Below are 12,673 nucleotides of genomic sequence, written 5' to 3'. Positions count from 1 at the left end.
CGCAGTCTCAGTCACGCACCTGCCGCACATTCTAAACTGTCAGAAATTGCCTACGAACGCCCACGCGGCGGACGGCCCCGGCAACCTGTACAGCCCCTGGAGTGCGGGGTAGGATGCGCGCCGACCGAGCTATCCCGTACGGAGATTGTCCCGGCCCCTCCCCGTTCCACCCTTTGGAACCCGATCGCACCATGCCTGCACGCAAGTTCGGCCTCAACCTGGTGGTATTCGTCGCCCTGGCGGCGCTCTTCACCGGCTTCTGGGCCCTCTACAACCGCCCCGTCAGCGTTCCCGACTGGCCGGAGAGCATTTCCGGATTCTCCTTCTCGCCCTTCCGCCTGAACCAGAATCCGCAGAAGAACCAGTTCCCCAGCGACGACGAGATCCGCTCGGACCTGGAGCTGGTCTCCAAGAACACCGACAACATCCGCACCTACTCGGTGAAGGGTTCGCTGGCCGACATCCCGCGCCTGGCCGAGGAACTCGGCATGCGCGTCAGCCTCGGCATCTGGATCGGCCCGGACGAGGCCGAGAACGAGGCCGAGATCGAGCGCGGCATCGAGATCGCCAACAACTCGCGCAGCGTCGTGCGGGTAATAGTCGGCAACGAGGCGCTGTTCCGCCGCGAGGTCACCGTCGAGCAACTGACGGCCTACCTGGACCGCGTGCGCAAGGCGGTGAAGGTGCCGGTGACAACCGCCGAGCAGTGGCACATCTACGAGAAATACCCGGAACTGGCCAAGCACGTCGACCTGATCGCCGCCCACGTGCTGCCGTACTGGGAGTACACGCCGATGAACGACGCCATCCCGTTCGTCCTCGAGCGTGCCAAGGAACTGCGCGCCAAGTTCCCGCGCAAGCCGCTGCTGCTGGCCGAGGTCGGCTGGCCGAGCAACGGCCGCATGCGCGGCGGCGCCGACGCTACCCAGGCGGACCAGGCCATCTACCTGCGCACGCTGACCAACGCGCTGAACAAGAAGGGCTACAACTATTTCGTCGTCGAGGCCTTCGACCAGCCATGGAAAGTCGGTGACGAAGGCTCGGTGGGCGCCTACTGGGGCGTCTACAACGCCCAGCGCCAGCCGAAGTTCAATTTCGACGGGCCGGTGGTGAACATCCCGCAATGGCGCGCCCTGGCGGTTGCCTCGGTGGTGATGGCGCTGCTGGCCCTGACCCTGCTGATGATCGACGGCAGTGCCCTGCGCCAGCGCGGACGGACCTTCCTCACCGTGGTCGCCTTCGCTGGCGGCTCGGTGCTGGTGTGGATCGCCTACGACTACAGCCAGCAGTACAGCACCTGGTTCAGCCTGACCGTCGGCGGCCTGCTGGGCATCGGCGCGCTGGGCGTGTTCATCGTCCTGCTCACCGAGGCCCACGAACTGGCCGAGACGGTCTGGGTGCGCAAACGCCGCCGGCCGTTCGACCCGGTGCTCACCGATACGGGCTACCGGCCCAAGGTGTCGGTGCACGTGCCCTGCTACAACGAGCCGCCGGAGATGATGAAGAAGACCCTGGATGCGCTGTCCAGGCTCGACTATCCGGACTTCGAAGTCCTGATCATCGACAACAACACCAAGGACCCGGCGGTGTGGGAGCCGGTGCGCGACTACTGCGAAGTCCTCGGCCCGCGCTTCCGCTTCTTCCACGTCGCACCGCTGGCCGGCTTCAAGGGCGGCGCGCTCAACTACATCCTGCCGCACACCGCGCCGGACGTCGAAGTCGTCGCGGTGATCGACGCCGACTACTGTGTCGAACCGAACTGGCTCAAGCAGATGGTGCCGCACTTCAGCGACCCGAAGATCGCCGTGGTGCAGTCCCCGCAGGACTACCACGACGGTGAGGAAAACCTCTTCAAGAAGCTCTGCTACGCCGAGTACAAGGGCTTCTTCCACATCGGCATGGTCACCCGCAACGACCGCGACGCAATCATCCAGCACGGCACCATGACCATGATCCGCCGCACGGTGATGGACGAGCTGAAATGGGCCGACTGGACCATCTGCGAGGACGCCGAACTGGGCCTGCGGGTATTCGAGAAAGGCTATTCGGCCGCCTACTCGCACCAGAGCTTCGGCAAGGGCGTGATGCCCGACACCTTCATCGACTACAAGAAGCAGCGCTTCCGCTGGGCCTATGGCGCCATTCAGATCATGAAGGGCCACGCCCGCGCGCTGTTCCAGGGCAAGGACAGCAAGCTCACCCTCGGCCAGCGCTACCACTTCATCGCCGGCTGGCTACCGTGGATCGCCGACGGCATGAACATCTTCTTCACCCTGGGCGCGCTGCTGTGGTCCTCGGCGATGATCATCGTGCCCAAGCGGGTCGACCCGCCGCTGCTGATCTTCGCCATCCCGCCGCTGGCGCTGTTCTTCTTCAAGTTCGGCAAGATCATGTTCCTTTACCGCCGCGCGGTGGGCGTGAACCTCGTGCGCTCGTTCCAGGCGGCGGTGGCCGGCCTTGCGCTGTCGCACACCATTGCCAAGGCCGTGCTCTACGGGACGTTCACCAAGACCATCCCGTTCTTCCGCACGCCGAAGATGGCCTCCAACCACGGCCTGCTGGTCGCACTGGCCGAGGCGCGCGAAGAAGTCTTCATCATGCTGCTGCTGTGGGGCGCGGCGCTGGGCATCGTGCTGGTACAGGGCGTGCCCAGCCGCGACATGATGTTCTGGGTGGCCATGCTGCTGGTCCAGTCGCTGCCCTACCTCGCCGCCCTGGTCATGGCGCTGCTGTCCGCGGCGCCCAAGGCTCAGGAGGCACCCGTGGCAAGCCCGGCCACACCGGCGGCCTGACCATCCATCCGTAACCAAGAACGCCGGCCAAACGCCGGCGTTTTTGCTTTAAGATGGGCGCCTTTTTCCGTTCCACCCCCAGGATGCCCCTCATGTCCCTCTCGCCGACACTGGCCCTCGCCTGCGAGCTGATTCGCCGTCCCTCCGTCACACCGGTCGATGCCGACTGCCAGCAGTTGATGATGCAGCGCCTGGACGCCTGCGGCTTCGCCCTGGAGCCCATGCGCATCGAGGAAGTGGATAACTTCTGGGCCCTGCGCCAGGGCCGCGACGGCGCCAACGGCCCGGTGCTGTGCTTCGCCGGCCACACCGACGTGGTCCCCACCGGCCCCGAGCAGGCCTGGCAGCACCAACCGTTCGACGCGCTGATCGATGCCGACGGCATGCTCTGCGGCCGTGGCGCGGCGGACATGAAAGGCAGCCTGGCGTCGATGATCATCGCCACCGAGCGCTTCGTCGCCGATCACCCCGACCACCGCGGCAGCATCGCCTACCTGATCACCAGCGACGAGGAAGGCCCGGCCCATCACGGCACCAAGGCCGTGGTCGAGCGCCTGAAGGCACGCAATGAGCGCCTGGACTGGTGCATCGTCGGCGAGCCGTCGAGCACCACTCTTGTGGGTGACATCGTCAAGAATGGCCGCCGTGGGTCGCTGGGCGCCACCCTGACCGTGCGCGGCAAGCAGGGCCACGTGGCCTACCCGCACCTGGCGAAGAACCCGATCCACCTGGCCGCCCCGGCCCTGGCGGAGCTCGCCGCCGAGCACTGGGACAACGGCAACGACTACTTCCCGCCGACCAGCTTCCAGATTTCCAACATCAATGGCGGCACCGGCGCGACCAACGTCATCCCCGGCGAGCTGAAGGTGATCTTCAACTTCCGCTTCTCCACCGAATCCACCGTGGAAGGGCTGCAGCAGCGCGTCGCGGCCATCCTCGACAAGCACGGTCTGGACTGGCACATCGACTGGGCGCTGTCCGGTCTGCCGTTCCTCACCCAGCCGGGTGAGCTGCTCGATGGCGTAGCGGCGGCGATCCGCGCCGTCACTGGCCGCGAGACTACCCCGTCGACCTCCGGTGGAACCTCCGATGGCCGTTTCATCGCCACCATGGGCACCCAGGTGGTCGAACTCGGCCCGGTGAACGCTACCATCCACCAGGTGGACGAACGCGTACTGGCCAGCGACCTCGACGTGCTGACCGAAATCTATTACCAGACCCTGGTGCGACTGCTGGCATGAGTGGACCGAACAAAGGCTTCTGCCTGGGCGCCGTACAGCCCGATACCCCGCCGCCCGCGCCAGCCGCCGAGCGCCGTTATTCCCTGCGCGTGTACCAGATCGCCCAGCGTCGCCGTTCGTTGCCGACCGTGCTGCGCAACGACCTGCCACTGCCGCTGGTGCCGCCGCAAGGGAAGAAATGATGCTGATCTGCCCGCTGTGCCGCGAGGCGCTGACCGAGGTCGACAACGGTGTCGCCTGTTCCGCCGGCCACCGCTTCGACCGCGCCCGCCAGGGTTACCTGAACCTGCTGCCGGTGCAGCACAAGAAGAGCCTCGATCCGGGCGACAACGCCGCCATGGTCGAGGCGCGCCGGCTCTTCCTCGGCGCAGGCCACTACGCGCCACTGGCCGGTCGCCTGGCCGAACTGGCCGCAGAACGCGCTCCGGGGCGCTGGCTGGACATCGGTTGCGGTGAGGGTTACTACACCGCGCAGCTGGGCGAAGCCCTGCCGCAGGCCGACGGCTATGCGCTGGATATCTCCCGCGAGGCCGTCAAACGCGCCTGCAAGCGCGCCCCGCAACTGACCTGGATGGTCGCCAGCATGGCCCGCGTACCGCTGGCCGATACGTCCTGCCAGCTGCTGGCCAGCGTGTTCAGCCCGATCGACTGGAAGGAAGCGGCTCGCCTGCTCACTCCCGGCGGCGGTGTGCTGCGCCTGGGGCCGGCGCGCGATCACCTGCTGGAACTGCGCCAGCGCCTGTATGACGAAGTGCGCGAATACGTCGAGGACAAGCACCTCGCCGACCTGCCCGAAGAGCTGAAACTGGCGCACACCGAACAACTGAGCTTCAAGCTGCCGCTGCACACTCGCGAAGCCCGCGAACACCTGCTCGCGATGACGCCCCATGGCTGGCGGGTCAACCCCGAACGGCGCGAGCGCATCCTCGCCGAGCCCTTCGAGGTGACGGTCGCGGTACGCTACGATTGGCTGCAACGCCAAGAACCCTGACGAGGACGCCATGCGCCAACCGGATATCGAAATCTACCTCAAGGATGCCGACCAGGCCGCCGTCGGCGTCTGGCTGGAAAAGGCCCTTGGCCCCTGCTCCGAATGGCGCGCCCAGGGCGAGACCTTCAAATGCACCGCCGGCAGCATTTCCGTCACCTGGCTGCCCAGGGCCGTGGGCAAGTGGAACAGCCTGTTCCTGGACAGCGACCAGACGCCATGGGACGACGATGTCGCCTGCGCTCGCGCTGCCTGCGCCGCACTGGACGTGGAAGTGCGCTGCGCTCCCGGCAGCTGGAGCGAGGATCAGGGCGAGGAAGACGCCGATCGCTGGCTGAAAGTGACCGCCGCGGGCGTCGAGGAAATCACCTGGCGTACGGGCTGAATCCCGTCACATGCAAGGCTGGAAAAACAAAGGCCCGTCCACTGGACGGGCCTTTGTTCTTTCGGGGGCTCAGACCTTGGCGACGTCTTCCGCCTGGAGGCCTTTCTGACCCTGGATCACCGAGAACTCCACTTTCTGGCCTTCGACCAGGGAACGGTGACCATCGCCACGAATGGCACGGTAGTGAACGAAAACGTCCGGACCGCTATCGCGTTGAATGAATCCATAACCTTTGGCGTCATTGAACCACTTGACGGTTCCGACCTCACGATCAGCCATTACCACACTCTCCAACTTGCCTATTATTTTTTGGATTGGCCCCCGGGAATGAGGACTACGGCAGTCGCCAGCTGAACGCTTTTCTTATCATCCAACCCGCGCCGAATGGCATGTAGGAAGGAAATTCGAATAACGCCCGCAGGCGACAGCGCTCCCGAGTATATAAATCAAAAGTTACAGCTGAAAAGCACTTTTTCATCCACTGCGCGCCCCTATGACCAAACAGGCCAAAGTGCCATTTTCCGGGGCCTGCAGAGCCATTTTGGTGCTCGTTACCCAGCGTAACGAAAGTGTTTCGAACGTGGACCTGTTCGCACTTTCCCGACTTCACGGCGGGTAGTTTCGTTCCTGCTCATCGGGTTCCAGCAATCTGCGGAAATGTCTTTCAGACGCAGTCGGAATGCGCCTTACAGTTTTTTGCCGCTGCAATAATGCCAATCATTTGTCTGCTGAATTGGCGGTCCATCCAATCCATCAGGCTCGATGAATAATGCTCATGAGTATCCATCGACCGCGCCCGATGCGCGGTCAGTCGTGCACCATCAAAGGTCCTGGCCGTTCAGGGACTGACCTGATAGCCCCGACCTTGCAGGCAACCGCTGTAGGCGCTGGAGCTGGCGGTGCTCTGCGCCTCGCTCTGCGTACGACGATCCTGCCGGCGCTCCTGGCGCTGGCGCGAAGCTCCGACCACTGCGCCCGCGGCAGCGGCATCGCCCGCTCGGTTCTGCCGGTACTGCTGCTTGGCATCATCGCTGGCGCGGTCATAAACCTCCTCATGGCGCTGCCCACGCACCTCCGCCGCCACGGCGCCTGCAGCCGCCCCCCTGGCCGCACCACGAACCCGACCACCAACATTCGGGTCGGAACTGCTGGTAGCGCTGCTCGCGGCATTGGCAGCAACGCTGTTGCATTCACTCATGTCCTGCTGCATCTGCTGGCTGCTCTGGCCCTTGAGCGGGACGACGGTCTGCGCCGCGGCGGGCAGCGCAACCGACAAGGCGAACAGACATCCCCAGGTGAACGTACGCATCGCGGAACCTCCATAGAATGTCATCCCCTAAATGGCAGGATAGCCGCTGATCACGGGGTATCCGCCCTCGCCGACCAAGCGCTCCCGGCTTTGCTGGCGAAGGCCTAATCCGGCAAACTAGCCGGCCTGAGCAATCGCTCGTTTTACCTACGCCAGCCATAGGGCCTGTATGCCTCGTTACCCGTTCCGCCGCTTCGGTTTCGGTGCCCTGCGCCGCCTGCTGTACCTCTGGGTGCGCTCGGAAACCATCAACCAGTCGGCCTTCAGCCTGAAGATCGACCGCAGCAAACCGGTCCTCTACGTCCTGCAGCAGCCTTCGGTCAGCGATCTGGCCGTGGTCGATACCGAGTGCCGCAAGGCCGGCCTGCCGCGTCCGGTGATGCCGGTGGCAGTGGGTGAATCCATTGAGCCTGCGGCCTTCTTCTACCTGACCCCGGAGCCCGACTGGCTGGGCCGCCAGGACAAGCGCGGCGCGCCGCCAGCGCTGGTGCGCATGCTCGGCGCCATCGGCCAGAACGGCATCGACGACGCACAGATCATCCCGGTCAGCGTGTTCTGGGGCCAATCGCCGGACAGCGAAAAGAGCGCCTGGAAACTGCTGTTTGCCGACAACTGGGCCGTGACCGGCCGCCTGCGCAAGCTGGCGCGCATCCTCATTCTCGGTCGCAAGACCCGCGTGCAGTTCTCCGCGCCCATCCATCTGCGCGAGCTGGTGGAACAGGGCAAGGGCCACGAGCGCACCTTGCGCATGGTCCAGCGCATCCTGCGCGTGCACTTCCGCAACCAGAAGACCGCGGTGATCGGCCCGGACCTTTCCCACCGCCGCACCCTGGTCAAGGGCCTGCTGCGCGCCCCCCTGGTGCGCCAGGCAATCCAGGAGGAGTGCGAAACCCAGAAGATTTCCCAGGAGAAGGCCGAGGCCGCCGCCCTGCGCTACGCCAATGAAATCGCCGCCGACGTTTCCTATCCGGTGATCCGCTTCCTCGAAGTGACCCTGACCTGGTTCTGGAACAAGCTCTACGAGGGCGTGAAGGTCAACCACATCGAGCGCGTGCAGGAGGTCGCCCAGGGCCATGAGATCGTCTACGTGCCCTGCCACCGCAGCCACATCGACTACCTGCTGCTGTCCTACCTGCTGTTCCGCAACGGCCTGACGCCGCCGCACATCGCCGCCGGCATCAACCTCAACATGCCGGTGGTGGGCTCGATCCTGCGCCGTGGCGGCGCCTTCTTCATGCGCCGCAGCTTCAAGGGCAACCAGTTGTACACCGCGGTGTTCAACGAATACCTGCATACGCTGTTCAGCCGCGGCTTCTCCACCGAGTACTTCGTGGAAGGCGGCCGTTCGCGCACCGGGCGCATGCTGCATCCGCGCACCGGCATGCTGGCGATCACCCTGCGCAGCTTCCTGCGTGATTCGCGCCGGCCCATCGTCTTCGTCCCCGTGTACATCGGCTACGAGCGCGTGCTCGAAGGCCGCACCTACCTGGGCGAGCTGCGCGGCGCGGCGAAGAAGAAGGAGTCGATCTTCGACATCTTCAAGGTCGTCGGCGCGCTGAAGCAGCGCTTCGGCCAGGTCTGGGTGAACTTCGGCGAGCCGATCCACCTCGACCAGTTCCTCGACCAGCAGCAACCGGACTGGCGCGAACAGGAGCTCGGCCCCGAATACCGCCCGGCCTGGCTCTCGGAAACCACCAACCACCTGGCCCGCGATGTCGCCCGCCACCTCAACGACGCCGCCGCGATCAACCCGGTGAACCTGGTAGCACTGGCGCTGCTGTCCACCACCCGCCTGGCCCTGGACGAAACCGCCCTGGCGCGGGTGATCGACCTCTATCTCGACCTGCTGCGCAAGGTCCCCTACTCGCCCAGCGCCACCCTCCCCGAGGGGGACGGCCAGCAACAGATCGAGTACGTGAAGAGCATGAACCTGCTCAGCGAGCAGAAGGACGCCCTGGGCCGCATCTGCTACCTCGACGAGCAGAACGCGGTGCTGATGACCTACTACCGCAACAACGTGCTGCACATCTTCGCACTGCCGGCGCTGATCGCCAGCTTCTTCCAGAACAGCGGACGGATCAGCCGCGAACAGCTGCTGCGCTACACCCGCGCGCTGTATCCCTACCTGCAGGCCGAACTGTTCATCCGCTGGAGCCTGGACGAGCTGGATGCGGTGGTCGATCAGTGGCTGCAGGCCATGGTCACCAGCGAACTGCTCAAGCAGGAGAACGACACCTTCATCCGTCCACCGCCCAGTTCGCGCCAGTACGTGCTGTTGACCCTGCTAGCCCGCGCCATCGCCCAGACCCTGCAGCGCTTCTACATGTCCATCTCGCTGGTGCTCAACGCCGGGCAGAAGCAGCTCACCGCCGAGGAACTGGAGAACCTCTGTACCGTGATGGCCCAGCGCCTGTCGGTCCTCCACGGTCTCAACGCCCCGGAGTTCTTCGACAAGAGCCTGTTCCGCCACTTCATCCAGACCCTGCTGGACGAAGGCGTGTTGCGCAAGGATGAGCACGGCAAGCTGAGCTTCCATGAGCTGCTCGGCGAATTGGCCGAAGGTGCAGCCAAGCGCGTGCTACCGGCGGAGATCCGGCTGTCCATCCGCCAGGTCGCCCTGGAGCGACCCTCCCAGCAAGAGAGCGCCCCCGCCGATCAGCCGCCTGCCAGTCAGGGCTGACCCCTCCCTCTGCCGGCGGCTTGACGCCCGCGCACCGCGACCGATAGATTTCTGACGATCCATCGGTCGCGGTCAGGGACGCTCTCCGTGTTCAACAGGATTCTGATCGTCTGCGTCGGCAACATCTGCCGCAGCCCCATCGCCGAACACCTGCTGCGCGAATCCTTGCAGGGTAGCGACATCTCGGTGGCCTCCGCTGGACTCAGCGCGCTGGTCGGCCACTCGATCGACCACACGGCCCTCGCCATCCTCCGCCGCCACGGCCACCATCCCCACCCGCATCGCGCCCGCCAGCTCACCGCCGAACTGATCCACGAAGCCAATCTCGTTCTGGTCATGGAGCAGTCACAGATCCAGAGCGTTATCCGCCTGGCGCCCGAGGCTCGCGGCAAGACCTTCCTGCTGGGCAAATGGCAGACCGACCAGGAAATCCCCGACCCCTACCGCAAGGGCCCGGAAGCCTTCGAGCGTGCCTATGCCCTCATCGAGTCCGCCGTGGCTCCCTGGGGCGATCGCCTGAGAGCTCGCCGGTAATTTGACGGAACTTTTCGATATCACGAAAAGCGTCAAAATCCCTTACAAATCCTGTATGAAAAAGGCTACGCTCTAGCCCAGCAAGACCATATTCAGCTGTTTGGTCTCCCAGTTACGACACGTAATTTTCCAGGGACCTGCATCGCTTTATGAAAATCCTGCACATCACCGAGTCCTTCGGCGGCGGCGTCACCTCGGCAATCAATTCCTACATCCTCAATTCCCAGCAGCATGAGCATTACCTGCTGGCCGCGGTGCGCAAAGGCGACACCACCGGTGAGGAAAGCCAGGGCCTGTTCAAGCACATGCAACTGGTGCCGCGTCGCCTGTCCAGTCTGGCTCGGGTGAAACCCTATATCGATCGCGTGCAGCCGGACGTCATCCATTTGCACAGCACCTATGCCGGCGCGCTGATCCGCGCCCTGCCTTTCATCCCTGTGCAGAAGATCGTCTACACCCCTCACGGTTTCGCCTTCCTGCGCGGCGATCACCCGATGATGCTCAAGGCCTACCGGGCCATCGAAGCGTTGCTGGCGAAGCGGACCGCAGTGATTGCGGGCTGCGGCCTGGACGAACAGCGCATCGCCGGGGAACTGATCGAGCCGACACATACCCTGGGGCTGGTGAATGTCTGCGATGACTTGCCGGAAGTACCGGCCGTACGCAGCCTCACCAGCAAACCCGTGGTCGGTATGGTCGGGCGCATCAGCCGACAGAAGGGCCACGACTACTTCCGTGCCCTTGCACAGAACTGCGCGGAGGTTGCGCACTTCAAGTGGATCGGTGGCGGTGACGCCCAGGTGATGGCGGAAATGGTCGAGACGGGCATCGAAGTGACGGGCTGGCGCCCGCGCGGCGAAGTCATCGCCCATATGAAGGGTCTCGACCTGTATTTCCATACCGCCGCGTGGGACGGATTTCCTATCTCGGTACTGGAGGCGGCGAAACTCGATCTTCCCATTGCCTTGCGCCGTATCGGCCCCTTCGTCGCCGAGGGTTTGTCCACCGCCCCGGACGTTGCAGAGGCACAACGGCAAGTCATCGCCTTCGCCAAGGGCGACCCTGGCGTGATCGCTGAACTGACCCGCAACAGCCGCAGCATCCAGAGTCTGCATTGCGGTCAGCACCTGCAAAGCTCGCTGGAAAATCTCTATTCCCGCTTCACCCCGCCGCATACCGCCAGGCCTTTGGCTGCCGGCTGACCCGCTGGCCTGCTGTCGAAGCAGGCCCCTTCCCAGCGCCACTTCGCAGCCCGCCGCTTCAGTCCGGTTGCTTGCCTGGATGTCACAGCAACGGCGCGCTTTTCAGTCGCAGCAAACCTCGATCAATGGCCAACGAAGACGGCATTACGCCACCAGAATTGTCCACCTTACCTGCGATTTGAAGGGATTCCCTTTAACCCTCCTCAGAGAATTCCTAAACCCCCGTAACGGGTGCCTGCATGCATTGAATCGTTCCGGCGCGAGGCTTAATTTTCGCGGCCCATAGATAGCGATCAATCCAAGCAGCGGTGGTCAGCGTGTTCAAGAACGTACTGGTTATCTGCGCAGGCAACATCTGTCGCAGCCCGACAGGCGAACATCTGCTCCGGCGGAACCTGGCTCAAACAGGCATCCAGGTCAGCTCTGCTGGCCTGACCGCCGTAGTCGGTCATCCACTCGAACGCCACGCGCTCGCGACACTGCAACGCCACGGCCAAGCCCCCCGGGAGCATCAGGCGCGCCAACTGACGCCCCAGCTTCTACAGGCTTCCGACCTCGTGCTGGTCATGGAGCACCGCCAACTACAGGACGTCATCCGGCTCTCCCCCGTATCACGCGGCAAGACCTTCCTGCTTGGCAAATGGCAAAGCGAGCGCGAGATCCCCGATCCCTATCGCCGCGGACCCGCCGCTTTCGAGCATGCCTATGCCCTGATCGAGGAAGGCGCCGATGCCTGGACCCGACGTCTTCAACCTCAACGCTGAACTCCTCAAGAAGCCCTTTATGCAATACCCACAAGCGCCCGCCATTCCGCCGGCCGTCAGTGATGATGACGAAATCGACCTGCTCGCCCTGTTCGGCACCCTGCTCGACCACAAGTGGCTGATCGCGGGTATCACCGCCGGCTTCATGGTCGTGGGGGCTGCCTATGCCCTGCTGGCGGCCCCGGTTTATCGCGCGACAGCCACCATTCAGGTCGAACAGAAAAAGCCCGGTATTCCGGGACTGTCGGACATGAGCGATCTGCTGGGAACACAATCGCAAGCGGTTACTGAAATCCAGTTGTTGACGTCCCGCTCGGTGATCGGCAAAGCCGTGGATGCGCTCAAGCTGGATATCGATATTCAGCCATCGCTGTTCCCGGTGCTCGGAAACTTCCTCCATCGCCGCTATTCCCCGGACCATCAGGGAGACATTGCCTCGCCTCTGCTGGGTATGAGCCGTTTCGCCTGGGGCGGGGAAACGCTGAAGATATTCCAGCTGGATGTACCCGATGCACTGCTCGAGAAGAAGCTGAAGCTCATTGCCGGCGACAACGGCCAGTTCACCCTCCAGGATGATGACAACAACACGCTGGTGGAAGGCCAGGCTGGTCAGCCCGCCGAGCAGAACGGCGTAAAGATCCAGGTCGAAACGCTGCATGCCAACCCCGGCACGCGCTTCACGGTCATCCGCGAGCGTCGCCTCAGCGCCATTCTCGATTATCAGCGGGCGCTCAACGTCAGCGAGACCGGCAAGGAGTCCGGCATCCTCACCTTGTCG

The 12,673-nt window shown here is 64.0% G+C and carries 11 protein-coding genes and 1 pseudogene; 10 read left to right on the top strand and 2 right to left on the bottom strand.

Going from position 1 to position 12,673, the window contains the following annotated elements; genetic code table 11:
- Positions 1–191: 191 nt before the first annotated feature.
- The 5 genes from MJ122_RS23475 to MJ122_RS23455 all read left to right on the top strand — a co-directional run bounded on the left by MJ122_RS23475 (position 192) and on the right by MJ122_RS23455 (position 5,406).
- Complete coding sequence (locus MJ122_RS23475) at positions 192–2,792, top strand: glycosyltransferase (RefSeq protein WP_088417944.1); 2,601 nt, start codon at positions 192–194, stop codon at positions 2,790–2,792.
- Between the two features lie 83 nt (positions 2,793–2,875).
- Positions 2,876–4,033, top strand: a complete 1,158-nt coding sequence (gene dapE / locus MJ122_RS23470; RefSeq protein WP_172419215.1) for a succinyl-diaminopimelate desuccinylase — start codon at positions 2,876–2,878, stop codon at positions 4,031–4,033.
- Entirely contained in the window at positions 4,030–4,215 is a 186-nt protein-coding gene (locus MJ122_RS23465) for a hypothetical protein (protein ID WP_017521166.1), read from the top strand. Before dapE ends, MJ122_RS23465 begins: the two co-directional genes overlap by 4 nt.
- A complete protein-coding gene (locus MJ122_RS23460; protein WP_088417942.1) occupies positions 4,215–5,024 on the top strand; it encodes a putative RNA methyltransferase in 810 nt (269 codons plus the stop codon). Before MJ122_RS23465 ends, MJ122_RS23460 begins: the two co-directional genes overlap by 1 nt.
- Positions 5,025–5,034: 10 nt before the next feature.
- Positions 5,035–5,406, top strand: a complete 372-nt coding sequence (locus MJ122_RS23455) for a hypothetical protein (protein ID WP_088417941.1) — start codon at positions 5,035–5,037, stop codon at positions 5,404–5,406.
- Between the two features lie 69 nt (positions 5,407–5,475).
- On the opposite strand, the gene MJ122_RS23450 is transcribed toward MJ122_RS23455, so the two are convergent.
- Both MJ122_RS23450 and MJ122_RS23445 read right to left on the bottom strand, forming a co-directional pair.
- Entirely contained in the window at positions 5,476–5,685 is a 210-nt protein-coding gene (locus tag MJ122_RS23450) for a cold-shock protein (RefSeq protein ID WP_015476243.1), read from the bottom strand.
- Positions 5,686–6,244: 559 nt separating this feature from the next.
- A complete protein-coding gene (locus tag MJ122_RS23445; protein WP_239746200.1) occupies positions 6,245–6,715 on the bottom strand; it encodes a YMGG-like glycine zipper-containing protein in 471 nt (156 codons plus the stop codon).
- Between the two features lie 169 nt (positions 6,716–6,884).
- Between MJ122_RS23445 and plsB the strand changes: the two genes are divergently transcribed.
- From plsB to MJ122_RS23420, 5 genes and pseudogenes are all read left to right on the top strand, one after another.
- Positions 6,885–9,395: a glycerol-3-phosphate 1-O-acyltransferase PlsB gene (gene plsB / locus MJ122_RS23440; protein ID WP_239746199.1), complete on the top strand. Its 2,511-nt coding sequence runs from the start codon at positions 6,885–6,887 to the stop codon at positions 9,393–9,395.
- An 87-nt stretch (positions 9,396–9,482) separates the two neighbouring features.
- Positions 9,483–9,929 carry a low molecular weight protein-tyrosine-phosphatase gene (locus MJ122_RS23435; RefSeq protein ID WP_088417938.1) on the top strand — a complete coding sequence of 149 codons (447 nt, stop codon included), beginning with the start codon at positions 9,483–9,485 and terminating at the stop codon, positions 9,927–9,929.
- 149 nt (positions 9,930–10,078) lie between these two features.
- A complete protein-coding gene (locus MJ122_RS23430) occupies positions 10,079–11,131 on the top strand; it encodes a glycosyltransferase family 4 protein (protein ID WP_239746198.1) in 1,053 nt (350 codons plus the stop codon).
- Positions 11,132–11,448: 317 nt separating this feature from the next.
- On the top strand, positions 11,449–11,895 hold the full coding sequence (locus MJ122_RS23425) for a low molecular weight protein-tyrosine-phosphatase (protein WP_088418247.1): 447 nt from the start codon (positions 11,449–11,451) through the stop codon (positions 11,893–11,895).
- Positions 11,861–12,223: pseudogene (locus MJ122_RS23420) on the top strand (Wzz/FepE/Etk N-terminal domain-containing protein); the annotation flags it as partial. The gene MJ122_RS23425 and the pseudogene MJ122_RS23420, both read left to right, overlap by 35 nt.
- Positions 12,224–12,673 lie beyond the last annotated feature (450 nt).

It is taken from the genome of Pseudomonas sp. DP-17 (assembly GCF_022380625.1).
Classification (GTDB): domain Bacteria; phylum Pseudomonadota; class Gammaproteobacteria; order Pseudomonadales; family Pseudomonadaceae; genus Pseudomonas; species Pseudomonas nitroreducens_A.
Note: the sequence above shows the minus strand (reverse complement) of the source record. Positions and strands in the feature narration are given on the sequence as shown.

Coding starts and splice junctions, on each gene's coding strand:
- MJ122_RS23475 (WP_088417944.1), top strand. CDS start 192: ATGCCTGCACGCAAGTTCGGCCTCAACCTGGTGGTATTCGTCGCCCTG.
- dapE (WP_172419215.1), top strand. CDS start 2,876: ATGCCCCTCATGTCCCTCTCGCCGACACTGGCCCTCGCCTGCGAGCTG.
- MJ122_RS23465 (WP_017521166.1), top strand. CDS start 4,030: ATGAGTGGACCGAACAAAGGCTTCTGCCTGGGCGCCGTACAGCCCGAT.
- MJ122_RS23460 (WP_088417942.1), top strand. CDS start 4,215: ATGCTGATCTGCCCGCTGTGCCGCGAGGCGCTGACCGAGGTCGACAAC.
- MJ122_RS23455 (WP_088417941.1), top strand. CDS start 5,035: ATGCGCCAACCGGATATCGAAATCTACCTCAAGGATGCCGACCAGGCC.
- MJ122_RS23450 (WP_015476243.1), bottom strand. CDS start 5,685: ATGGCTGATCGTGAGGTCGGAACCGTCAAGTGGTTCAATGACGCCAAA.
- MJ122_RS23445 (WP_239746200.1), bottom strand. CDS start 6,715: ATGCGTACGTTCACCTGGGGATGTCTGTTCGCCTTGTCGGTTGCGCTG.
- plsB (WP_239746199.1), top strand. CDS start 6,885: ATGCCTCGTTACCCGTTCCGCCGCTTCGGTTTCGGTGCCCTGCGCCGC.
- MJ122_RS23430 (WP_239746198.1), top strand. CDS start 10,079: ATGAAAATCCTGCACATCACCGAGTCCTTCGGCGGCGGCGTCACCTCG.